The following is a 21930-nucleotide window of genomic DNA, read 5'->3' as shown; positions in this document are numbered from 1 at the left end:
TGTTCCGGCGTGCCGGACAGGCTCAACTCATACGTCCGCATTGCCGGACAGGCTCGACTCATCAGTCCTATGCGTCCTATATGTCCTATACGTCCGCCCGGTGGGTGATCTTCCCGCCCACGATCGTCAGGGTCACCGGGACATCGGCCAGCTCGGTGTCGCCCACACGGAGCGGATTCGCGGCGAGGACGGTGAGGTCGGCCCGGTGGCCGGGCGCGACCCGGCCGGCGACCGCTTCCTCGCCGGCGGCGTAAGCGGCCTGCGTGGTGTACCCCTGGAGCGCCTGGAGCGGGGTGAGGGCCTGTTCGGGTGCGTGCGGGGGCCGGGTGAGGTCGCGGGTGGGCCGGCGGTGGCGGGCACCGGCCATGACGGTGAGGGGGGCGTACGGCGCGATGGGCCAGTCGGAGCCGAGGACTACCGGAGCTCCGCTGTCGAGCAGGTCACGGCAGCGCCAGGCGCGGGAGGCGCGTTCCTCGCCGAGTCTGGCCGACCAGTTGTCGGTGTGGTCGGCCCGGGTATGTCGCAGCAGTGGGTGGGCTGCATGGATGCCACCACGCCGAGCGCGGCGAAGCGGCGCAAGGTGTCGGTGGGCACGGTCTCGATGTGCTCGACCCGGTGCCTTACCGGGGAGCCGGCCGGTACGGTCCGCTCCAGGGTGTCCAGGACGTGCCGGATTCCGGCGTCACCGATGGCGTGGGTGGCGGTCTGCACGCCCGCCCGGGCGAGGAACCCGACGGCCTCGGTGTAGGCGGCGGGGTCGGGCCACATGCCGTGGGTGGAGGCGCCATGGCAGTCGGGTGCTTCGAGCCAGGCGGTGCCGTTGTCGATCGTGCCGTCGATGAAGAACTTGACCGCCTCGACGGACCAGAGCCGGCCACCCTCCTTCTGCAGCTCCAGCAGTCCGTTCAACTCCCCCCTGTGAACCCGGGTTGGCACCAGGGCGCGATTCTCATCCGCAGGTCCAGTTCGCCGGCCGCCTCCAACTCGGCGTAGAGCTCCAGGCCGTCGCCGTCCATCACATGCGCGCCGGTCAGGCCCGCGGCGGCCATCCCGCGCAGCACCTCGCGCACCCGGCCGCGCAGCTCTCCCGGGGCGGGCTGCGGCGCGGCCTGTTGCACCAGCCGGCAGGCGGAGAGCTCCAGCAGCAGTCCGGTGGGCCGTCCGTCGGCATCGCAGACGGTCTCGGAGGTGTCCTCGAAGCCGCGCGGGCCGTGAACGCCGGCCAGTTCCAGGGCGCGGTCGCTGGCCACCGCCGAATGACCGTCGAAGAGGGTCAGGTACGCGGGATTGCCGTCGAGGACCGGGCCGAGTGCGTCGGCGTCGATCGGCTGTGCGCCGAAGGCATTCGGGTCGAGGCCCCAGCCGCGCAGCCACTCTCCGCCGCGCAGCTCCGCGACGGCCCCCGCGAGCGCGGCCCGTACGGCGGGCAGGTCCGTACAGCCGGAGAGATCGACGCCGATCGCGATCTCGGCGGCGCCCAGGACGGGGTGCAGATGTCCGTCGGTGAGACCGGGCAGCACCGTGGCGCCGTGCAGGTCGAGCACAGTGGTGCGGGCGTCGCACAGGTCGCGGATGTCGTGGTCGGTGCCGACGGCGGCGATCGTGCCGCCCTTCACCGCTACGGCGGTGGGGACCGCGGATCCGCCGGCGCCTGCCGGGGTGAGGGTGATGACATCGGCGTTGACGAGGACGAGGTCGGCGGAGATGCGCTGGTCCATGGTGGGCGGGTCCTTCCAGAAAAGGCGGGCGGCTTTCGGACGGCTTCGCCGGATACGGCCGGCCAGGTGCTGTAGGCGCGGAGGTACCGGGGACCGCTGCGGCGGGCACCGGCGCTGCCCCGGCGGCAGGCCCCGCGCCGGGCCCGGCCTCGTCGTCCCCGGCGTAGCCGAGCGCGACCGCGCCCTTCGCGCCGCGCAGCGCCAGTACGTCGTCAGCCGGGGCTTCCCCGAGCCGCCCGAGGCGTACGCGCCGGACTATCCCGCCCTTGCCGGAGTGCTGTCGGCCGTCGGCCAGTACACCAGCGGCCCGGACACCTTCGAGCACGGGCTGGAGGCGCTGCTCCTCGGCCTGACGGCCATGCACGAAAGCCCTGCCGGGCAGGCCTGAGCCGCCGAGCCCGCCCGGCCGAGGACACAGAACGTCAGTGGCCCTGGAGGTGCGCGGCCGTCAGAAGACCACCACGGAACGCAGCACGTCGCCCTCGTGCATCCGCGCGAACGCCTTCTCGATGTCGCCGAGCCCGATCGTCTCCGTGACGAAGGCGCCCAGGTCCAGGCGTCCCTGCAGATGGAGATCGATGAGCATCGGGAAGTCACGGGACGGCAGGCAGTCCCCGTACCAGGACGACTTGAGCGCGCCGCCGCGGCCGAAGACGTCCAGCAGGGGCAGCTCCAGCGTCATCTCGGGGGTGGGCACACCGACGAGCACGACCGTGCCCGCCAGATCGCGAGCGTAGAACGCCTGCTTGTAGGTCTCGGGGCGGCCGACCGCCTCGATCACGACATCCGCGCCGAATCCGCCGGTCAGCTCGCGGATCGCCTCGACGGGGTCGGTGGAGCGGGAGTTGACGGTGTGGGTCGCGCCCATCCGCCGCGCCGTCTCCAGCTTCCGGTCGTCGATGTCGACGCCGATGATCCGGCCCGCGCCGGCCAGCCGCGATCCGGCGATGGCCGCGTCGCCGACGCCACCGCAGCCGATGACGGCGACGGAGTCGCCACGTCCGACCGATCCCGTGTTGATCGCTGCGCCGATCCCCGCCATCACACCGCAGCCGAGCAGGCCGGCCACCGCCGGGGAGACCGCCGGGTCGACCTTCGTACACTGCCCGGCCGCGACCAGGGTCTTCTCGGCGAACGCGCCGATGCCGAGGGCAGGGGACAGCTCGGTGCCGTCCTCGAGGGTCATCTTCTGCCGCGCGTTGTGGGTGTTGAAGCAGTACTGGGGGCGTCCGCGCAGACATGCCCGGCACTGGCCGCACACCGCCCGCCAGTTGAGGACGACGAAGTCGCCGGGCGCGACCTCGGTCACGCCCTCGCCGACCGACTCCACGATGCCGGAGGCCTCATGGCCGAGCAGGAACGGGAACTCGTCGTTGATTCCGCCCTGCTTGTAGTGCAGATCGGTGTGGCACACCCCGCAGGCCTGCACCTGCACCACGGCTTCCCCGGGCCCCGGATCCGGCACCAGGATCGTCTCGACGCGAACGGGCTCGTTCCTACCGGGCGCGATTACCCCGCGTACGTGCTGAGTCATGGATTCACCGTACGCCCGGGCCGCCGCGCCCCGCAGTCATCACGGGGCGGTCGGACCTGGGCGGTCGGCCCTGGGCGGTCGGCGGTCCGGCCCGGAGCGTTACTTGGCCCGCAGGCGGGCGAGGGTCGCGGCGCCGGGTGCCAGGTTCACCTGGAGCTTCGTCGTGCTGCCGGTCGGCACGTAGGCGTTGGAAGCCGGGTCGAAGAGTTCGATGGAGGAGACGGCGGCCGCCCGCACGGTCACGGTCGCCGAGGCACTGGCGCCGAGGGAGCGATTGGTGACCAGCAGCAGGCGGTCGCCGCCCTCGGTGCCCTTGAAGGTTCCGAGGATGACGGCTTGGCCGGTGACGTCGCGCAGGTAGGTGTTGGGGGCGAAACCGACGGCTCCCTTCGGCAGCGGAGTCTCGTTCGCGTGGACGACGGACTCGCTCACCAGGGGTTTGAGCTGGCGGCCGACAGGACTCAGCCAGGTGGTGTTGATGGTGCGTGCCGCGTCGTAGAGCGGCGTCCGCTGCCCGTCGACCGTGATCAGCGCGGGTCCGTAATTCTGGAGGCGCGCCGGGTCCGGCGTCCAGTAGGTGAAGTACTGGATGCCCTTGGCGCCGTAGGCGAGGCTCACGTTGATCTGCCAGAGCACTTCCGCCGCCGTGGGCGTCCGGTGGCCGTCGTACGACACGGACTGGATGAAGATCCAGGAGGGGATGCCGGCGCTGAGGGCCGCCTTGCGGACGGTGGACCAGAGGAGGAAGTACTTGGCGTCCTCCTCCCCCGTCGAGTACAAGGGGTAGCGGTCGAAGGAGAGCAGCGAGGGCTTCACGGTGTCCACGAAGGCCTGGAAGTACGACAGGTCCGAGCCGTTGAGGTTGACGTACGGCAGCAGGCCGGGAGTGACCTCACGTGCGACGTCGAACGTGCGGGCCAGCGAGGGGAACCAAGACTTGGACGGCTCGTCGTAGAGGTTGAAGCCGGCGAACGAGGAGTAGCCGCTGTAGGCGTTCTTCGCGTGGGTGTAGAGGTCCACCGCCTCAGCGCGCGTGATCGAGAGGCGCGTCGCGCGGTCCTCGGAGATGGTGAACTGCCGTGCCATGTCGGCCACTTGGTGATCATCGGAAACGAGCACCTTCAGCCCGGCCGTCTCCGCGAGGCCGAGCTGGTACGTGACGATGTTGCGGTCCTCCGCGTAGTTCCCGGTGATCAGGAAGCCGAAGCCGGCATCGGCGATCTCCTTGAAGCGCTCGGGAGTGCTGGCGAACGGATGCGGCGGCCAGAACACCCCGATCGGGAACTCAGGACCGCCGGTCAGCGGAAGACCCGCGGGCGACGGGATCGCCGCGGCGGCCCTCTGCGCCGCGGGCACGGCAGCCGCTCTGTCCATGGCTTGCGCACGGTCCGAGGCGTGCGCCGAGTCCGCGGCCTGGGCGGGGGCGGCCAGCCCCGGGCCGGCCGCTGCGACCAGTCCGGCCAGGACGTTCCTGCGCGAGAGCGTTCCCATGACGTGCCACCCATCCCTCGGCCGATACCTTCCTGGGGAGGGTGACACCCATCCGGCCGGTCGGCCCGTGGCGACATGCCGGACCGTCAGTTCTTAACCGGGTTGGCCGGTTCGCGGGGTTCGGCGGTTCTCGGGGCTTGTCGGGCAGGCTGGGCCGGCCGGACGGTCCGGGGCCGGGCTCAGCCGAAGTCGTACGCCTCCACCTCGGCGAGGTATGCGGACCGGCGCTGCTCGTCGTGGGTCAGGAACGCGGCCTCGAAGGAGTTGCGGGCCAGCGTCCGCACCGTCTCGTCGTCCAGACCGAGGGCGGCTCGCACCGCGTCGTAGTTGTCGCCCGCGTAGCCGCCGAAATACGCGGGGTCGTCGGAGTTGACCGTGGCCAGCAGACCGGCGTCGAGCATCGCCCGCAGCGGGTGGTCCTCGATGCGGTCGATGCAGCGCAGCCGGACGTTGGACAGCGGGCACAGCGTGAGCGGGATGCGGTCCCGGACCAGGCGCTCGACCAGGGCCGGGTCCTCCAGGGCGCGCAGCCCGTGGTCGACGCGCTCGACGCCGAGCAGGTCGAGGGCCTCCCAGATGTAGGAGGGCGGGCCCTCCTCGCCCGCGTGGGCGACACGGCGCAGCCCATCGGCGGCGGCCCGCTCGTAGACCTCGCGGAACTTCGACGGCGGGTTGCCGACCTCGGCGGAGTCGAGGCCGACGGCGGAGATCCGGTGCAGATACGGCTTGGCGGCCTCGAAGGTGTCCAGCGCGGACTCGGCGGACTCGTCCCGCAGGAAGCACATGATCAGCTGGGTGCTGATGCCGTGCCGCTCCAGGCTGCGGTCGAGCGCACGGGCCAGGCCCTCGATGACGGTGCCGATGCCGACTCCGCGCGCAGTGTGCGCCTGCGGGTCGAAGAAGATCTCGGCGTGCCGTACGCCCTGCTCGGCGGCGCGCGCGAGGTAGGCGTCGGCGAGGTCGGCGAAGTCCTCCTCGGTGCGGAGGACGGCCATCAGCGCGTAGTACAGGTCCAGGAAGGACTGCAGGTCCGTGAAGGAGTAGGCCCGGCGCAGCTCGTCGGCGTCGGCGTACGGCAGCGTGACGCCGCCGCGCGCGGCGAGCGCGAAGGCCAGTTCCGGCTCCAGGGTGCCTTCGATGTGGAGGTGCAGTTCAGCCTTGGGAAGGGGCACGAGGGATTCACTTCACGATCGGTACGGCGGGAGGGGTTCGCACAACGGTACAGGTCAGCGCGGTGCGAGCCGCAGGCGAGTCCGGGTGGGCCGGGGTAGGCCCGGGACCTGGGGGCCCGGGGATCCGAGGGTCCGACCGCGTCAGCCGGGGCAGCCGCTGCTGCCGCCCAGGGCGCCCATGGCCTGGGCGACCTGCCCGGGGGTCATGGCGGGCTCGGGCAGCGGGTGGGCGCGCTCCGCGCGGAACCCGTCCAGCAGGAGCGCGAGATGGCGCCGCCAGGCGCGCGGCGCGATCTCCCGGGTGGCCTGGGTGATCCGGGCCTGCGACCAGATGAGGAAGGCCAGGTCCTCGGGGGTGAGGTCGGGGCGTACGACCCCGGCCCGCTGGGCCCGGTCGAGGATGGCGCAGCTCAGCACGGAGATCCGCAGCCGCATCCGTTCCACCTCGGGTGACGACGGCAGCCGCATCGACGCGAGGTCGTTGAACCCCCGGTCACCGGCCTGCAGCGCGCACATGTCCTCCAGATACCCGGCGAACCCCTCCCACGCGTCCTCGGCGGCGGCCCCGCGCTCCGCCGCCGCCAGCCACTCGGCCAGCTTCTCGGCGAAGATCGCCTCGATGACGTCGATACGGGTCGGGAAGTGCCGGTACAGGGTGCCGATGGCGACCCCCGCGCGCTTGGCGATCGACTCCAGCGGCGCGTCGATCCCGTCCTGCGCGAAGGCGCTGCGGGCGACCGCGATCAGCGCGTCACGGTTGCGCTGCGCATCGCGCCGCAGCACGCGCTTCTTCGGGCAGAGCGAGCGGTCGGAGTCGGACATGTCTACCAGTCTACCGAACATGAGGCATACCTCAGGTTCAGTGGTACGGTATTCAACATGAGGGCAACCTCACCTTCGTCCCGACGTCTCGAAATGAGCCCCCCACCATGAACGTCGTCCTCTGGATCCTGCAGGGCGTTCTCGCCGCCGCCTTCCTCATGGCCGGGCTGATGAAGGTCACCCAGCCCAAGGAGAAGCTCGCCGACAGGATGAAGTTCGTGAACGACTACTCGGACGGGATGGTCAAGTTCATCGGCGCGGTGGAGGTCCTCGGCGCGATAGGCCTGATCCTGCCCGCCGCGACCGGCATCGCGCCGGTGCTCACCCCGGTGGCGGCCACCGGCCTCGCCCTGACGATGGCCGGCGCCGCGAGCTACCACATCCGAAAGAAGGACATCGTCAACGAGATCCTGCCGTCGGTCGTGCTGCTGGTGCTGGCCGCCGTGGTCGCGTGGGGCCGCTTCGGGCCGTACTCCCTCTGACCGTTGCTGCTTCCGACCGTCAGGCCGTGACCTTCAGGTTGTTGTCCACCGAGGTGTGTCAGGGGCGAAGTTCAGCGGCGTCTCGGGACCGGGATGCGCATCAGGTCCTCGGCTACCGTCAGTTCGCCCTCGAAGCCGGCCTCGCGGGCCTGGTGGGCGAAGAGGGTGAGGTCGGTGTAGCGCTGGGAGAAGTGGGTGAGGACCAGGTGGCGGACGCCCGCTTCGGCGGCGGCGCGGGCGGCCTGGCCCGCGGTCAGGTGGCCGTGGTCGCGGGCGAGGTGTTCGTCCTCGTCGAGGAAGGTGGATTCGATGACGAGGAGGTCGCAGCCCTCGGCGAGGGCGTGGACGCCGTCGCAGAGCCGGGTGTCCATGATGAACGCGAAGCGCTGGCCCCTGCGGACCTCGCTCACCTCGTCGAGGGTCACCCCGTCGAGTACGCCGTCCCGTTGGAGGCGGCCCACGTCCGGGCCCGTGATGCCGTGCGCGACGAGGCGGTCGGGGAGGAGCCGGCGGCCGTCGGGTTCGACGAGGCGGTAGCCGTAGGACTCGACGGGGTGGGAGAGCTTCGCGGCGGAGAGGGTGAAGGCCTCGGTGGTGGCCAGCACCCCGTCCGCGCTGACCGGTTCCTCGAGGATCTTGGCCGTCTCGCGATAGGCCGTCGAGTGACGCAGCCGCTCGAAGAAGTGCTGCCCGCTCGCCGGGTAGTGCGCCACGATCGGATGCGGGACGCGGTCGAGGTTGATCCGCTGGATCACCCCGGCCAGGCCGAGCGAGTGGTCCCCGTGGAAATGCGTGACGCAGATCCGGGTCAGGTCGTGCGCGGCGACGCCCGCGTGCAGCATCTGGCGCTGGGTGCCCTCTCCGGGGTCGAAGAGGATGCCGTCCCTGTCCCAGCGCAGCAGATAGCCGTTGTGGTTGCGGAGCCGGGTCGGGACCTGGCTGGCGGTGCCGAGCACCACGAACTCGCGGATGGACAAGGCCGTTATCCGGGGGGCCACTCAAGGCCGCGTCCGCCGAGGACGTGGGCATGCGCGTGGAAGACGGTCTGGCCGGCGCCCGCGCCGGTGTTGAACACGATCCGGTAGCCGCTGGCGTCGGTCTTCTCCTCCGCGGCCACCTCACCCGCCTCCCGCAGCACATCCACGGCGGCCTGCGGGTCGGCCGCCGCGAGCGCGGCCACGTCCCGGTAGTGCACCTTGGGGATGACCAGCACATGCGTGGGGGCCTGCGGATTGATGTCGCGGAACGCGACCGTGGTGTCGGTCTCGCGGACGATCGTCGCCGGGATGTCCCCCGCCGCGATCTTGCAGAACAGGCAGTCCGCCTGGGGTTCTCCCGCCACGGGTACGCCTCCCTCTTCGGTCTCGTCGATCTCTTCGAACTGTGCGGTCGCTTCGAACTGTGCGGTCGCTTCGAGCTCTTCGGTCGCTCTTCGGTCGCTCTTCGGTCGTTGAAGGCCGCAATCGTATCGGCCGGGCGGCTCCCCGCCGCGCTACGGCAGCGGTGGTGGGGTTTTGGCCGGGTGTTCCGCGAGGGAGGCCAGGGCGAGGTCGATGGCGGTGTCGAGCTGGGGGTCGAGGCCCGCGGCCCAGTCCTGGGGGCGCTGCAGGACCTCGACGTCGGGGTCGACGCCGTGGTTCTCGACGTTCCAGCCGTAGCCCTCGAACCAGAAGGCGTACTTCGGCTGGGTGACGGCCGTGCCGTCGACCAGGTCGTACCGGCTGTCGATGCCGACGACACCGCCCCAGGTGCGGGTGCCGACGACCGGGCCGATGTTCAGGGCCTTGATGGCGGCGTTGACGATGTCGCCGTCCGAGCCGGAGAACTCGTTGGCCACGGCGACGACCGGGCCGCGCGGCGCGTCCAGCGGGTAGCTCTGCGGGCGCAGGCCGCGCGGGAGGTCCCAGCCGACGATGCGGCGGGCCAGCTTCTCGATGACAAGCTGCGACGTGTGCCCGCCCCGGTTCTCGCGGACGTCGACGACGAGGCCCTCGCGGGCGACCTCGACGCGCAGATCGCGGTGGAGCTGGGCCCATCCGAAGCCGACCATGTCGGGGACGTGGAGGTAGCCGAGCCGGCCTCCGGAGCGCTCGTGGACGTGGGCCCTGCGGTCCGCGACCCAGTCGTGGTAGCGCAGCGGCTCCTCGTCGGCGAGCGGTACGACGACGACATAGCGGAGGCTGCCGCCGTCCGCCGGCGCGATGGTGAGCTCCACGGGCTTGCCCGCCGTGCCGGTCAGCAGCGGACCAGGCCCGGCGACCGGGTCGACGGGGTGGCCGTCGACGGCCAGCAGGCTGTCCCCGGCGCGGACCGCGACGCCGGGAGCGGCGAGCGGGGAACGGGCTTGCGGGTCGGAGGACTCGCCGGGCAGCACCCGGACGACCTGCCAGCGGCCGTCGTCCGCGCGCGCGATGTCCGCGCCGAGCAGGCCCTGCCGCAGCAGCGCGTCGCGGTGGCCGCCGGGCGGGGTGACATAGGCGTGGGAGGTGCCGAGTTCGCCCTGCACCTCCCACAGCAGGTCGATGAGGTCGTCATGGGTGGCGGCGCGCTCCAGGACGGGCCGGTAGCGCTCGCCGACCGCGTTCCAGTCGACGCCGCTCATGTCGGCGCGCCAGAAGTTGTCCCGCATGAGACGGTGCGCTTCGGCGTACATCTGCCGCCACTCGTCCTGCGGCCGCACGGTGACGCGGATCCGTGACAGGTCGACGGAGACGTTCGCGTCGGAGTCGTCGTCATCCGACGCCTTGCTGTCGGCGGGCACGACGCGCAGCCGGCCGCTCGCGGACAGCAGGACCTTGGTGCCGTCCCCGGTGACCGCGAAGTCGTCCGCGTCGGAGGCGAGTTCCTCGACGCGCAGCTGCTTGAGGTCGTAGCGCTCCAGGACGCTGCCGGGCGGCTGCGCCTCGGGCGTGGCCAGGGCGGTGCCGAGGGTGCCGAGCAGCGGGTGGCGCATCCACAGCACGCCGTTCTTGGCGGCGCTCAGACCGGTGTAGCGGCCGGCCTCGACCGGGAACGCGACGATCCGGTCGGCGATCCCGTCGAGGTCGACACGGGTGGCCGGGGTGCGGGGGCGGTCCTCGCCGTCGCTCTGCCCCGCTTCTGCGGCGCCCTGGCCCTCGGACTTGTCGTCCTTGTCGTCGTCGGGGTCCTCGACCGGGCGGCCGTGGCGCTGCGGGCCGAAGGGCGACGGGGTGGTGGCGGCCAGCGTGATCAGGTGCGGGCGGCAGGCGTTGGGGAAGGACAGGTCGAAGACATGGGCGTCGTAGACCGGGTCGAAGGCCCGCTCGGACAGGAAGGCCAGGTGCTTGCCGTCGGGGGTGAAGGCGGGCGCGTAGTCGTTGAAGCGCAGCGGGGTCGCGTCGGAGACGGTCAGGTCCGCCGTGCCGGCGATCTTGAGCTGGCGCAGCGGATCGGGTCCGGGGTGCGACCAGGCGAGCCAGGCCGAGTCCGGCGAGAAGGCCAGGCCGGTCACGTCGCCCGAGTCGCTGACCGCGACCTCCCGCACTTCGCCGGTCTGGGTCTCGACGAGCAGCACCCGGCCGTCGTGCGAGGCGACGGCGATCCGGTGTCCGTCCGGCGACACCTCGAGCTCCAGGACGCGGCCGAGGCGGCCCGCCGCGAGCCGGCGCGGCGCGGTGCCCGGCGCCAGTCCCGCTGCCGGGGCCATTTCGAGGGCGTCCTCGCCCTCCGCGTCGGTGACCCAGACGACCTGCTGGTCGCCCTCGCCGCCGAAGGTACGCGGCAGCCGCGTCCGTACGCCCGGCTCGGCGGCGAGCGCGCGCGCCGGGCCGCTGCGATGGGTGACCCAGTGGGTGGTGCCGCGCACCTCGACGGCGCTGCCGCGGCCGGTGTGGTCGGGGCGGGCGTCCCCGAGGTGGTGCGCGGCGCGGACCGGGTGCGGCTGGAGGTCGGTGCGCTGGCCGCCGAGGCGGACGGCGATGCGGCGCGGCGCGGCCGCCTCCGGGTCGACGAGCGGGTCGTCGCTCAGGTCGGCGCTCAGGTCGCCGAGCAGGTTGTCGAGCAGGTGGAGTTCACCGGCGGCGCTGTACACGACGCGGACGCCGTCGGTCGCTGCCTGCCGGGCGTAGAACCCGTCGAGAGGGGTGTGACGGCGCAGCTCCGAGCCGTCCGGCAGGCTGGAATACAGCGCACCGGTGCCCTCGTGGTCGGAGAGGAACGCGATGCGGTCACCGACCCACAGCGGGGATTCGAGGTTCCCGTCGAGGTCGGCATGCGGCCGCTCGAAGTCGCCGCCGCCCGTCAGGTCGATCCACAGCTTGCCCGCGGTGCCGCCCCGGTAGCGCTTCCAGGCCGCGGCCTCCCGGCCCATCGTGGCCGACAGCAGCAGCACCGCGCCCGCCGGCCCGTACGCCAGGTCGCCGACCGGCCCGTACGGCAGTGTCCGCGCCGGGCCGCCGTCCAGCGGTACCGCGCGCGCCCAGGTGCGGCGCAGCGAGGGCTGCCCCTGCGTGCTGATCGCGACGACCTCGCCGTCCGGCGTCCAGCCCCGCACCGAGGTCTTCGCGCTGCCCCAGTGCGTCAGCCGCTTCGACGGTCCGCCGTCGATCGGCGCCACATGCACCTCGGGCGCTCCGTCGCGGGTCGACGACCAGGCGACCGTCGTCCCGTCCGGGGAGATGCGCGGATGGTCGACGGGCATGTTGTCGGCGCTGACGCGCCAGGCCCGTCCGCCGTCGAGCGGCGCCACCCAGACGTCGTCCTCGGCGACAAATGCAATCAACTCGCCGTGAACGTGCGGATACCTGAGATACGAAGGCTGTGTCACTCCGCCACATTAGCCATGATCGGGGACGCGAACGAGCGCTTTTGATCTCACGTTCCGGCGGAGGTGGTGGCCGTTTGCCGGATGGGGTGGGGGTCGCCGAGCAGTCGCCGAGACCCTTCACGTCGAAGACCGTGCGCTTGCCGACCTGCGCGGTGAGGTGCCCGCGCACACAGCGGCCGTCCATCTGCTCGGTCACCCGGCCGGTGATGGCGATCTTCTGCTTGTCGGTCGTTCGGACCCAGGCGATACGGCTCAGGCGTTACGGCGCAGGCGTTTCGGCGCAGGACCCGCAGCTGGGACCCGCGGCGCGCGCTCAGGACCAGCGGCCGGTGCGGCCGAGGAGCAGGGCGGTGGCGGCGACTCCGGCGGTGGAGGTCCGCAGTACGGTCGCGCCCAGCCGGTACGGCTTGGCCCCGGCGGCGGCGAAGGCGGCGAGCTCGTCGGGCGAGACCCCGCCCTCGGGACCGACGATGAGCACGATGTCGCCCTCCGGTGGCAGGGCGGCGTCGGCCAGCGGCGCGGAGCCCTCCTCATGGAGGACCGCTGCGAAGGCGGCCGCGCCGAGCAGTCCCGCCAGCTGACGGGTCGTCATCTGCTCGGTGACGTCGGGGAACCGCAGCCGCCGCGACTGCTTCGCGGCCTCCCGCGCCGTGGACCGCCACTTGCCGAGCGCCTTTGCGCCCCGCTCGCCGCGCCACTGCGTGATGCACCGGGACGCCGCCCACGGCACGATCACATCGACGCCCGTCTCCGTCATCGTCTCGACGGCCAGCTCGCCGCGGTCGCCCTTCGGCAGCGCCTGGACGACGGTGATCCGCGGGCTCGGCGCCGGCTCGGTGCGCAGTTCCGAGACCGCGACCTCCAGCCGGTCCTTGCCCTCGACGGAGGCCACCACGCCGTACGCGCCGGTGCCTTCGCCGTCCGTCAGGACGATCTCCTCGCCGACCGCGAGCCGCCGCACGGACACCGCGTGCCGCCCCTCGGCGCCGGAGAGCACGATCCGGCCGCCGGCCTGCGACCCACCGCGCAACTGCCCTGCTTCGACGATGAACACCGGCGCCGTCATACCAGGGCCTCCCGCGCGGCCTTGAGTTCGTCCATGAGCAGTGCGACGAGTTCCGCCGCCGGTACATCCCGCGCCAGCCGGTGTCCCTGCCCCGCCCACAGGGCCATCGCCTGCGGGTCACCGGCCGCCGCCGCGGCCTTGCGGAGCCCGGAGGTGAGGTGGTGGATCTGCGGGTACCCGGCGGGGGCGTACGGCCCGTGCTCGCGCATGAAGCGGTTGACCAGCCCGCGCGCGGGCCGCCCGGAGAACGCCCGGGTGAGTTCGGTGCGGGCGAAGACGGGGTCGGTGATGGCGTGCTTGTGCAGCGCGTTGGCCCCGGACTCCGGACAGACGAGGAAGGCGGTGCCGAGCTGCGCGGCGTCCGCGCCCATCGCCAGGACGGCGGCGATCTGGTTGCCGCGCATCAGCCCGCCCGCCGCGATGACCGGCAGCTGGACGGCCTCGCGGACCAGCGGGACGAGCGACAGCAGCCCGAACCCCGCGTGGTCCAGCTGCGGATCGTCCCGGTGGGTGCTCTGGTGGCCGCCGGCCTCCGTCCCCTGCACACACACCGCGTCGGCGCCGGCCCACTGGGCGGCGAGCGCTTCACCTGGCGTGGTGACGGTGACGATGGTGTAGGTGCCGGCCTTGGCGAACGCGTCGAACACGGGCCGGTCCGGGCAGCCGAACGTGAAGCTGACGACGGGGACCGGATTGTCCAGCAGTATCGCGACCTTGGCGTCGTACGCGTCGTCCAGACCCGCCTCGGGGTCACCGAGCGGGGTGGAGTACCAGGCGGCCTCGCCCGCGAGCTGCTCGGCGTAGACCTCGACGGCGGACCGGTCGGAGGTGTCGGGCTGCGGAGTGAAGAGATTCACACCGAAGGGATTCGATGTGAGGCCGCGGAGCTGCCGGATCTCCTCGTACATCGCCTCGGGCGTCTTGTACCCGGCGGCGAGGAAGCCCAGGCCCCCGGCATCGCTGACGGCGGCGGCGAGCCGCGGATTGGACGCACCGCCGGCCATCGGAGCCTGAATGATCGGGAACGCCGAGAACGAGGAGAGATCGGTCAACGCGGACATGCGCCCATCGTTTCACGGCGGGGGGGGCCGAAAAAGTGGGGGCCCCCCACGGCTCGGTCGGTGACTCGGCCGACGGCTCGGTCAGTGACTCGGTCGACGGCTCGGTCGACGGCTCGGTCGACGCGGTCAGTGACTCGGTCAGCGACCGTTGAAGGCGTCCTTCAGCCGTGAGAACAGCCCCTGCTGGCCCGGCTGGAAGTGACCGGTCGGCCGCTCCTCGCCACGCAGCATGGCGAGCTGCCGCAGCAGATCCTCCTGCGCGGCGTCCAGCTTGTTGGGCGTGATGACCTCGACGTGCACGATCAGGTCACCGCGCCCGCCGCCGCGCAGATGCGTCACGCCGCGCTGGTGCAGCGGGATCGACTGGCCGGACTGGGTGCCGGGCCGTACGTCGATCTCCTCGAGTCCGTCGAGCGTCTCCAGCGGGCACTTGGTGCCCAGTGAGGCCGCCGTCATCGGAATCGTGACCGTGCAGTGCAGATCGTCGCCGCGCCGCTGGAAGGTCGGGTGCGGCAGCTCCCGGATCTCCACGTACAGGTCACCGGCGGGGCCGCCGCCGGGGCCGACCTCACCCTCGCCCGCCAGCTGGATGCGGGTGCCGTTGTCGACACCGGCCGGGATCTTGACCGTGAGCGTACGGCGGGACCTGACCCGGCCGTCGCCCGCGCACTCGGGGCACGGGGTCGGCACCACGGTGCCGAAGCCCTGGCACTGCGGGCACGGCCGCGAGGTCATGACCTGGCCCAGGAAGGACCGGGTGACCTGCGAGACCTCGCCGCGACCGCGGCACATGTCGCAGGTCTGCGCCGAGGTACCGGGCGCCGCGCCCTCCCCGGAGCAGGTGCCACAGGTCACCGCGGTGTCGACCTGGAGGTCCTTCGTGGTGCCGAAGGCGGCCTCGTCCAGCTCGATCTCCAGCCGTATCATCGCGTCCTGGCCGCGCCGGGTCCGCGAGCGCGGTCCGCGCTGCTGCGACTGCCCGAAGAAGGCGTCCATGATGTCGCTGAAGTTGCCGAAGCCGGCCCCGAAACCGCCCGCGCCGGCTCCGCCCGAGGACGACAGCGGGTCGCCGCCCAGGTCGTAGACCTGCTTCTTCGCCGGGTCCGAGAGCACCTCGTAAGCGGCGTTGATCTCCTTGAACCGCTCCTGGGTCTTCGGATCCGGATTCACATCCGGATGCAGCTCGCGCGCGAGGCGGCGGAAGGCCTTCTTGATCTCGTCCTGTCCGGCGTCACGGCGCACGCCAAGGACCGCGTAATAGTCCGTGGCCACTTACGACTCCGCGAGGATCTGTCCGACGTAACGTGCCACTGCGCGTACCGCTCCCATCGTTCCGGGGTAGTCCATGCGGGTCGGTCCGACCACGCCGAGTTTTGCGACTGCCTCGTCGCCCGAACCGTAGCCGACCGCCACAACGGATGTGGAATTCAGGCCCTCGTGAAAATTCTCATGCCCGATTCGCACCGTCATACCCGAGTCGTTGGCCTCGCCGAGGAGTTTGAGGAGCACCATCTGCTCCTCGAGGGCCTCCATCACCGGCCGGATCGTCAACGGGAAGTCGTGGTTGAAGCGGGTCAGGTTCGCCGCGCCGCCGAGCATGATCCGCTCCTCGGTCTCCTCGACGAGCGTCTCCAGCAGCGAGGCCAGCACGATCGAGACCGACGGACGGTCGTCGTACTCGAAGCTGTCCGGCAGGTCCTGCAGCAGCGGCGGGACATCCGCGAACCGACGGCCCACCACCCGGGCGTTCAACCGGGCGCGCAGATCCGCGAGCAGCGTCTCACTCACCGGCGCCGGGCAGTCGATGAGCCGCTGCTCGACGCGTCCGGTGTCGGTGATCAGCACCAGCATGATCCGGGCCGGCGCCAGGGCCAGCACCTCGACGTGCCGCACCGAGGAGCGGGTCAGCGACGGGTACTGGACGACGGCGACCTGCCGGGTGAGCTGCGCGAGCAGCCGCACGGTACGGCCGACCACGTCATCGAGATCCACCGCGCCGTCCAGGAAGTTCTGGATCGCCCGCCGCTCGGCGGACGTGAGCGGCTTCACTCCCGCCAGCTTGTCGACGAAGAGCCGGTAGCCCTTGTCGGTGGGAATCCGGCCCGCGCTGGTGTGGGGCTGGTGGATATAGCCCTCGTCCTCCAGCGCCGCCATGTCGTTGCGCACCGTGGCCGGCGAGACGCCGAGGCCATGGCGCTCGGTGAGCGCCTTGGAGCCGACCGGCTCCTCCGTGCCCACATAGTCCTGGACGATGGCGCGCAGTACTTCGAGTCTGCGTTCGCTGAGCATCGCGCACACCTCCAGCCGTAGATCCCGGACCAGCACTGCCCTGGCCTGGCACTCATCAGATACGAGTGCCAGCTCTCCCCGCAGTCAGTGTACGGCGCAGTAGCAAGGCCCCGGCAAGGGTCGTAACGGTAGCGCGCGGGAGGACCCCTCGCGGCGATAGCGTCACTGTGTGGATACCGCACAGTTCAATGCCGACGGATGGGAGCAGCTGGCTCCCGGCGTGGCCCGCCGCCGTCTCCCCTTTCTCGACGTCACCATCGGCCTCGTCGTGGGCGACGATGGCGTCCTGCTCATCGACACCGGCTCCACCATCGCCGAGGGCGCTCAATTGCGGCTGCAGGTGCTGGAGCTCACCGGGCGCCCCGTCACACACATCGCGCTCACCCACGGGCACTTCGACCATGTCTTCGGCACCGCCGCCTTCGCCGGGGTGCGGGTGTACGGCGAGAGATCGCTGGACGGCTATCTGGAGCGCGAACAGCACGCGCTCGGGGAGGACGCGGTGAAGCAGGGCGTCGATCCTGGACCCGCCTCCGAGGCCGCCGACGTCCTGGTCCGCCCGGATCAGCTCGTCGACGACGCGTGCGAGCTCGACCTCGGCGGCGGCCGTACCGCGCTGCTCTTCCACCCCGGTGCGGGCCACACCACCCATGACCTGGCCGTATTCGTGCCGGGCACCCCCGGTGTCCTCTTCTGCGGCGACCTCGTCGAGGAGTCGGGAGAGCCCCTCGCGGGCACCGACGCCGCCCCGGCCGCCTGGCCCGCCACCCTGGACCGGCTGCTCGCCCTGGGCGGCGAGACCGCCCTCTACGTCCCCGGCCACGGCGCCGTGGTGGACGCCCGTTTCGTCCGGGCCCAACGCGACGCCCTGACGGCCCGGTTCGCCCCGTCCTAGATACGATCCGCGCTATGCGCAGCAGAGAGTACGGCCCGGATCTCACCCCTCCCTGGAAGAAGAGCGTGCCCGCCCCCGAAGTGGCGGCGGAGCCGGATCTGGTGGTGGAGGAGGTCGCGACCGGGTTCTGCGGGGCGGTGGTCCGCTGCGAGAAGACGGCGGAAGGGCTGACCGTCACGCTGGAGGACCGCTTCGGCAAGCACCGGGTCTTCCCGATGGAGCCGCGCGGCTTCCTGCTCGACGGCAGGACCGTCACTCTCGTCCGCCCGCGCGGGAGCGCGTCCGGCGGGCCGGGGGCGCCGCGCGGACCGCTGCTGTCCGCGTCGGGCTCGATCGCCGTGCGGGGCGCCCGCGCCCGGGTGGCGCGGGCCGGCCGGATCTACGTGGAGGGCCGGCACGACGCGGAGCTGGTTGAACGGGTGTGGGGCCATGACCTGCGCATCGAGGGCGTTGTCGTCGAATACCTGGAGGGTGTCGACGACCTTCCGGCGATCGTCGACGCGTTCTCCCCCGGCCCGGACGCCCGGCTCGGGGTCCTCGTCGACCACCTGGTGCCGGGTTCCAAGGAGTCGAGGATCGCGGGCCAGGTCACGGGCGATGACGTCCTGGTCGTCGGCCATCCCTACATCGACGTGTGGGAGGCCGTGAAGCCGTCCTCGGTCGGCATCCGCGCCTGGCCGGTGATTCCGCGCGGCCAGGACTGGAAGACGGGCGTCTGCCGGGAGCTGGGCTGGGACGACAACACGGGCGCCGCCTGGCAGCGGATCCTGTCCTCGGTCCACAGCTACAAGGACCTCCAGCCCGAGCTGCTGGGACGCGTCGAGGAACTGATCGACTTCGTGACGGCGCCGGAATAGCCCGTCGGCGGACACCCACCACGCACCCGCGGCCGCCGATGGCGGGGACCCCCGCACGAAGACGTGCACGTGCCCACCAATCCGCACGGCTGGGCGGGTGAGAGAAGCCCGGCCCGCCGCAGGCGGGCCGTCAGTCCACCAGGTCCCGCACGACCGCGTCGGCCAGCAGCCGGCCGCGCAGCGTCAGGACCGCACGCCCCTCGGCGTAAGGACCGGCCTCCAGGAGGCCGTCCGTTACCGCCTTCGCCGCGGCGCCGGCCCCGGCAGGGGCGAGAAGGCTCAGCGGACACCCCGCGGAGAGCCGCAGCTCCAGCAGGATCCGCTCGACGCGCCGGTCCTCGTCGGCGAGACGTTCCCGTCCCGCACCAGGGCTGTGGCCCTCCGCCAGCGCCTGCGCGTACGCGCCCGGATGCTTGACGTTCCACCAGCGCACACCGCCGACGTGACTGTGCGCGCCCGGTCCCGCGCCCCACCAGTCGGCGCCGGTCCAGTACAGCTCGTTGTGGCGGCAGCGCCCCGCCTCGGTCGTCGCCCAGTTCGACACCTCATACCAGTCGAAACCGGCCGCGGCGAACCGCTCGTCGGCGATCAGATACCGGTCGGCGTGCACGTCGTCGTCGGTCATCGGCACCTCGCCGCGGCGGATCCGCCGCGCCAGCTGCGTACCCTCCTCGACGATCAGGGCGTACGCGGACACATGGTCGGGTCCGGCGCCGATCGCCGCGTCGAGTGAGGCCCGCCAGTCGTCGTCCGACTCCCCCGGCGTCCCGTAGATCAGATCCAGGTTGACGTGCTCGAACCCGGCGTCGCGCGCCTCCGCGACGCAGGCCTCCGGCCGGCCCGGGGTGTGTTTACGGTCCAGGATCCGCAGAACGTGCTGCTTCGCGCTCTGCATGCCGAACGAGACCCGGTTGAAGCCGCCCGCGCGCAGTTCCGCCAGATACGCCGGGTCGACCGACTCCGGATTGGCCTCCGTGGAGATCTCCGCGCCCGACGCGAGGCCGAACTCATCGCCGATCGCGGCCAGCATCCGTACCAGGTCGGCCGCCGGGAGCAGGGTCGGTGTCCCGCCGCCCACGAAGACGGTCTCGACCTGGCGCGGATCGTCCCCGAGCACCTTGCGGGCGAGCCGGACCTCATCGATCAGATAGTCCGCGTAGTTCTCCCGCGAGGCGAGCGCCCCGCCGGAACCGCGCAGCTCGCTGGCGGTGTAGGTGTTGAAATCGCAGTAGCCGCAGCGCGTCGCGCAGTACGGCACATGCAGATAGAACCCCAGCGGCCGGTCCGCCGCCCCTGCGAGCGCGCTCGCAGGCAGCGCCCCGTCCTCGGGCATCGGCTCACCATCAGGCAGTACGGAAGGCATACCCCCCATTGTCCGCCCCCGACGGCGGTGGTTACGACCTGCCCCGCGGTAGGGGGCGGATCAGGGAGCGGCGGCATGGGGCTTCGATTGCAAGGCGGAGGAGGGAGTCAATGCGGAGCATCGGCGACCGACGACAACGCCGCAAGCGGAGTCGCAGGGCGTCGCGAGCCCGCTCCCTCCCGCGGGGCAGGTCGTTAGGCCACCCGCCCGCGGGGGGTCGTCAGCGGACCTGCAGGACGAGCATCGCCAGGTCGTCATCGGGCGGGGACCGGCCTGACGGCCCCCGCCCGGTTTCTCAGGGCTCGGTTTCCCGGGTCCCGGTTTCTCAGGGCCCGGTTTCTCAGGCCTCGCGCGACCCGGCGTACATGTCGTCGATCAGCGACTGGAACTCCCGCTCGACCACCGGCCGCTTGAGCTTGAGGCTGGGGGTCAGATCGCCGTGCTCGACGTCGAGGTCCCGGGGCAGCAGCCGGAACTGCTTGATCTGCTGCCAGCGCTGCAGCCCCTCGTTGACCCGGGTGACATAGCCGTCGATCAGCTCGCGGGCCTGCGGGGAGGCGACGATGTCGGCGTATCCCTTGGCTTCGATCCCTTGCTCGGCGGCCCAGTTGAGGATCGTCGGCTCGTCGAGGGCGAGCAGCGCGGTGCAGAAGTTCCGGTCCGCGCCGATCACCAGGACGTTGCTGACGAACGGACAGACCGCCTTGAACTCGCCCTCGACCTCGGCCGGCGAGATGTACTTGCCGCCGGAGGTCTTGATCAGGTCCTTCTTGCGGTCGGTGATCTTGAGGAAGCCGTCGGCGGACAGCTCACCGATGTCGCCGGTGTGGAACCAGCCGTCCGGCTCCAGGACTTCGGCTGTCTTCTCCGGCAGCCCGTGGTAGCCCTCCATGATGCCGGGGCCGCGCAGCATGATCTCGCCGTCCTCCGCGATCCGGACCTCGAGTCCGGGCAGCGGCTTGCCGACGGTGCCGGTGCGGTACGACTCACCGGGGTTGATGAAGCTGGCAGCGCTGGACTCGGTGAGCCCGTAGCCCTCCAGGATGTGGATGCCGACGCCGGAGAAGAAGTAGCCGATCTCGGGCGACAGCGCGGCGGAGCCGGAGACACAGGCCCGCAGCCGGCCGCCGAACGCCTCGCGGATCTTGGCGTAGACGAGCTTGTCGGCCACGGCGTGCTGGGTGGCGAGCCCGAAGGGGGCGGTCGCCTTGCCGGTGAGGCGCAGATTGTTCTGGGTGACCTTGGCGTACTCGCGGGCCACTTCCGACGCCCACTTGAAGATCTTGTACTTGGCGCCGCCGCCCGCCCGGGCCTTGGCCGCCACACCGTTGTAGACCTTCTCGAAGATGCGCGGTACTGCCGCCATGTACGTCGGCTGGACCACCGGCAGATTCGTGATGATCTTGTCGACCCGGCCGTCGACGGCTGTGACATGTCCCACCGTGATGTGCCCGGCGGTCAGCACCTTGCCGAAGACGTGCGCCAGCGGCAGCCACAGGTACTGGACGTCGTCCTTGTCGAGCAGGCCGACCGCCTGGATCGCGCGGGCCATATAGGCCCAGCAGTCGTGCGGCAGCCGTACGCCCTTGGGGCGGCCGGTGGTGCCGGAGGTGTAGATGAGGGTCGCGAGCTGGTCCCTGGTGATGGCGCCGACGGCGTCCTTGACCACCGCGGGGTGCTTCTCCAGATACGCCGCGCCGCGCCGCTCCAGCTCGTCGAGCGACAGCGCCCAGCCGTCGTCGTCCGCGCCGCCGGTGCCGTCGATACCGGTGCCGTCGATGACGATCACATGAGCCAGCTCCGGCAGCTCCGCCCGCCGCTCGCGGGCCTTGGCGAGCTGTACGGCATCCTCCGCGATCAGCAGCCGGCTGCCGGAGTCCGCGAGGACGAACGCCGTCTCGTCGGTGTTGGTGCTGGGGTAGATCGTGGTGGTGGCCGCACCCGCGCACAGCACGCCGAGGTCGGCGAGGATCCACTCGACCCGCGTCGCGGAGGCGATGGCGACCCGCTCCTCGGGACGGATCCCCAGATCCATCAGGCCGGCCGCGATGGCGAAGACCCGGCTCGACGCCTGGCCCCAGGTCAGCGAACGCCAGGTGTCGGGACCCCCGCCCGCGTCGATCACCGGGTAGCGGTACGCCTCCGCGTCGGGGGTGGCTTCCACTCTTTCGAGGAAGAGCGTCGCCACGGAGGGCGGTCGGGTTTCGATCAGCGTCTGTGTGTCGGTCACGACATCCTCCGGGCCCGCGCCTGTGCTGTTAACTCACCAGTAACCTCTGTGTCGCGATCAGAGTAGAGGGCCATCGCCCGCCGCGTAAGGGGCTTCGGGTCGCTCGTTGCAACCGTAACCAATGAGGTAGATGCCCGGTACATGCGTCGGGCCCGCCGCAGGTG

Annotated in this window: 17 protein-coding genes and 1 pseudogene; 4 read left to right on the top strand and 14 right to left on the bottom strand. The window is 71.5% G+C overall.

The features are described 5' to 3' along the window. Positions 1 to 85: 85 nt before the first annotated feature. Positions 86 to 1718, bottom strand: a pseudogene (locus QMK24_RS31030) (amidohydrolase). Here QMK24_RS31030 and QMK24_RS31025 point away from each other — a divergent pair. Beyond that, a complete protein-coding gene (locus QMK24_RS31025) occupies positions 1705 to 2106 on the top strand; it encodes a hypothetical protein (RefSeq protein ID WP_283470162.1) in 402 nt (133 codons plus the stop codon). The pseudogene QMK24_RS31030 and the gene QMK24_RS31025 sit on opposite strands and share 14 nt — an antisense overlap. Positions 2107 to 2166: 60 nt before the next feature. Here QMK24_RS31025 and QMK24_RS31020 read toward each other — a convergent pair whose 3' ends face one another. The 4 genes from QMK24_RS31020 to QMK24_RS31005 all read right to left on the bottom strand — a co-directional run bounded on the left by QMK24_RS31020 (position 2167) and on the right by QMK24_RS31005 (position 6737). Further along, positions 2167 to 3252, bottom strand: a complete 1086-nt coding sequence (locus tag QMK24_RS31020; protein WP_283470161.1) for an S-(hydroxymethyl)mycothiol dehydrogenase — start codon at positions 3250 to 3252, stop codon at positions 2167 to 2169. Between the two features lie 99 nt (positions 3253 to 3351). Beyond that, the gene (locus QMK24_RS31015; RefSeq protein WP_283470160.1) at positions 3352 to 4743 is read right to left on the bottom strand and encodes a hypothetical protein; all 1392 of its coding nucleotides are present in this window, start codon (positions 4741 to 4743) and stop codon (positions 3352 to 3354) included. A 179-nt stretch (positions 4744 to 4922) separates the two neighbouring features. Then, positions 4923 to 5915, bottom strand: a complete 993-nt coding sequence (locus QMK24_RS31010) for an adenosine deaminase (protein ID WP_283470159.1) — start codon at positions 5913 to 5915, stop codon at positions 4923 to 4925. A 141-nt stretch (positions 5916 to 6056) separates the two neighbouring features. Then, positions 6057 to 6737 (bottom strand): TetR/AcrR family transcriptional regulator, encoded by a 681-nt coding sequence (locus QMK24_RS31005; RefSeq protein WP_283470158.1) that lies wholly within the window; start codon positions 6735 to 6737, stop codon positions 6057 to 6059. 107 nt (positions 6738 to 6844) lie between these two features. On the opposite strand from QMK24_RS31005, the gene QMK24_RS31000 reads away from it, so the two are divergent. After that, entirely contained in the window at positions 6845 to 7219 is a 375-nt protein-coding gene (locus tag QMK24_RS31000) for a DoxX family protein (protein ID WP_283470157.1), read from the top strand. A 71-nt stretch (positions 7220 to 7290) separates the two neighbouring features. On the opposite strand, the gene QMK24_RS30995 is transcribed toward QMK24_RS31000, so the two are convergent. The 7 genes from QMK24_RS30995 to hrcA all read right to left on the bottom strand — a co-directional run bounded on the left by QMK24_RS30995 (position 7291) and on the right by hrcA (position 16421). After that, entirely contained in the window at positions 7291 to 8196 is a 906-nt protein-coding gene (locus QMK24_RS30995; RefSeq protein ID WP_283470156.1) for a ribonuclease Z, read from the bottom strand. 5 nt (positions 8197 to 8201) lie between these two features. After that, positions 8202 to 8561 carry a histidine triad nucleotide-binding protein gene (locus QMK24_RS30990; protein WP_283470155.1) on the bottom strand — a complete coding sequence of 120 codons (360 nt, stop codon included), beginning with the start codon at positions 8559 to 8561 and terminating at the stop codon, positions 8202 to 8204. 150 nt (positions 8562 to 8711) lie between these two features. Further along, complete coding sequence (locus QMK24_RS30985; RefSeq protein ID WP_283470154.1) at positions 8712 to 12005, bottom strand: S41 family peptidase; 3294 nt, start codon at positions 12003 to 12005, stop codon at positions 8712 to 8714. A gap of 313 nt (positions 12006 to 12318) precedes the next feature. Beyond that, positions 12319 to 13071 (bottom strand): 16S rRNA (uracil(1498)-N(3))-methyltransferase, encoded by a 753-nt coding sequence (locus QMK24_RS30980; protein ID WP_283470153.1) that lies wholly within the window; start codon positions 13069 to 13071, stop codon positions 12319 to 12321. Further along, positions 13068 to 14132, bottom strand: coding sequence for a nitronate monooxygenase (locus QMK24_RS30975; RefSeq protein ID WP_283470152.1), 1065 nt, complete (start codon positions 14130 to 14132; stop codon positions 13068 to 13070). The genes QMK24_RS30980 and QMK24_RS30975 overlap by 4 nt, the downstream gene beginning before the upstream one ends. 138 nt (positions 14133 to 14270) lie before the next feature. Beyond that, positions 14271 to 15404 carry a molecular chaperone DnaJ gene (gene dnaJ / locus QMK24_RS30970; RefSeq protein ID WP_283470151.1) on the bottom strand — a complete coding sequence of 378 codons (1134 nt, stop codon included), beginning with the start codon at positions 15402 to 15404 and terminating at the stop codon, positions 14271 to 14273. Beyond that, positions 15405 to 16421: a heat-inducible transcriptional repressor HrcA gene (gene hrcA / locus QMK24_RS30965; RefSeq protein ID WP_283470150.1), complete on the bottom strand. Its 1017-nt coding sequence runs from the start codon at positions 16419 to 16421 to the stop codon at positions 15405 to 15407. It abuts the gene before it with no gap. 169 nt (positions 16422 to 16590) lie between these two features. On the opposite strand from hrcA, the gene QMK24_RS30960 reads away from it, so the two are divergent. Together QMK24_RS30960 and QMK24_RS30955 are read left to right on the top strand one after the other, a co-directional pair. Next, a complete protein-coding gene (locus tag QMK24_RS30960; RefSeq protein WP_283470149.1) occupies positions 16591 to 17316 on the top strand; it encodes an MBL fold metallo-hydrolase in 726 nt (241 codons plus the stop codon). Positions 17317 to 17330: 14 nt separating this feature from the next. Next, on the top strand, positions 17331 to 18173 hold the full coding sequence (locus QMK24_RS30955; RefSeq protein ID WP_283470148.1) for a DUF3097 domain-containing protein: 843 nt from the start codon (positions 17331 to 17333) through the stop codon (positions 18171 to 18173). Positions 18174 to 18303: 130 nt separating this feature from the next. Here the strand turns inward: QMK24_RS30955 and hemW are convergent, their stop codons facing one another. Further along, entirely contained in the window at positions 18304 to 19536 is a 1233-nt protein-coding gene (gene hemW / locus QMK24_RS30950) for a radical SAM family heme chaperone HemW (RefSeq protein ID WP_283470147.1), read from the bottom strand. A 340-nt stretch (positions 19537 to 19876) separates the two neighbouring features. Continuing rightward, complete coding sequence (locus QMK24_RS30945) at positions 19877 to 21766, bottom strand: AMP-dependent synthetase/ligase (protein WP_283470146.1); 1890 nt, start codon at positions 21764 to 21766, stop codon at positions 19877 to 19879. Between the last annotated feature and the right edge of the window lie 164 nt (positions 21767 to 21930).

Source organism: Streptomyces sp. PH10-H1 (assembly GCF_030063355.1).
GTDB lineage: Bacteria > Actinomycetota > Actinomycetes > Streptomycetales > Streptomycetaceae > Actinacidiphila.
This window is presented reverse-complemented; position numbering and strand designations above follow the sequence as displayed.

Bases quoted from the DNA above. Each gene is read 5' to 3' on its own strand.
- QMK24_RS31025 (WP_283470162.1), top strand. From the start codon at position 1,705: ATGCGCTGGTCCATGGTGGGCGGGTCCTTCCAGAAAAGGCGGGCGGCT.
- QMK24_RS31020 (WP_283470161.1), bottom strand. From the start codon at position 3,252: ATGACTCAGCACGTACGCGGGGTAATCGCGCCCGGTAGGAACGAGCCC.
- QMK24_RS31015 (WP_283470160.1), bottom strand. From the start codon at position 4,743: ATGGGAACGCTCTCGCGCAGGAACGTCCTGGCCGGACTGGTCGCAGCG.
- QMK24_RS31005 (WP_283470158.1), bottom strand. From the start codon at position 6,737: ATGTCCGACTCCGACCGCTCGCTCTGCCCGAAGAAGCGCGTGCTGCGG.
- QMK24_RS31000 (WP_283470157.1), top strand. From the start codon at position 6,845: ATGAACGTCGTCCTCTGGATCCTGCAGGGCGTTCTCGCCGCCGCCTTC.
- QMK24_RS30980 (WP_283470153.1), bottom strand. From the start codon at position 13,071: ATGACGGCGCCGGTGTTCATCGTCGAAGCAGGGCAGTTGCGCGGTGGG.
- QMK24_RS30975 (WP_283470152.1), bottom strand. From the start codon at position 14,132: ATGTCCGCGTTGACCGATCTCTCCTCGTTCTCGGCGTTCCCGATCATT.
- hrcA (WP_283470150.1), bottom strand. From the start codon at position 16,421: ATGCTCAGCGAACGCAGACTCGAAGTACTGCGCGCCATCGTCCAGGAC.
- QMK24_RS30955 (WP_283470148.1), top strand. From the start codon at position 17,331: ATGCGCAGCAGAGAGTACGGCCCGGATCTCACCCCTCCCTGGAAGAAG.
- hemW (WP_283470147.1), bottom strand. From the start codon at position 19,536: ATGCCTTCCGTACTGCCTGATGGTGAGCCGATGCCCGAGGACGGGGCG.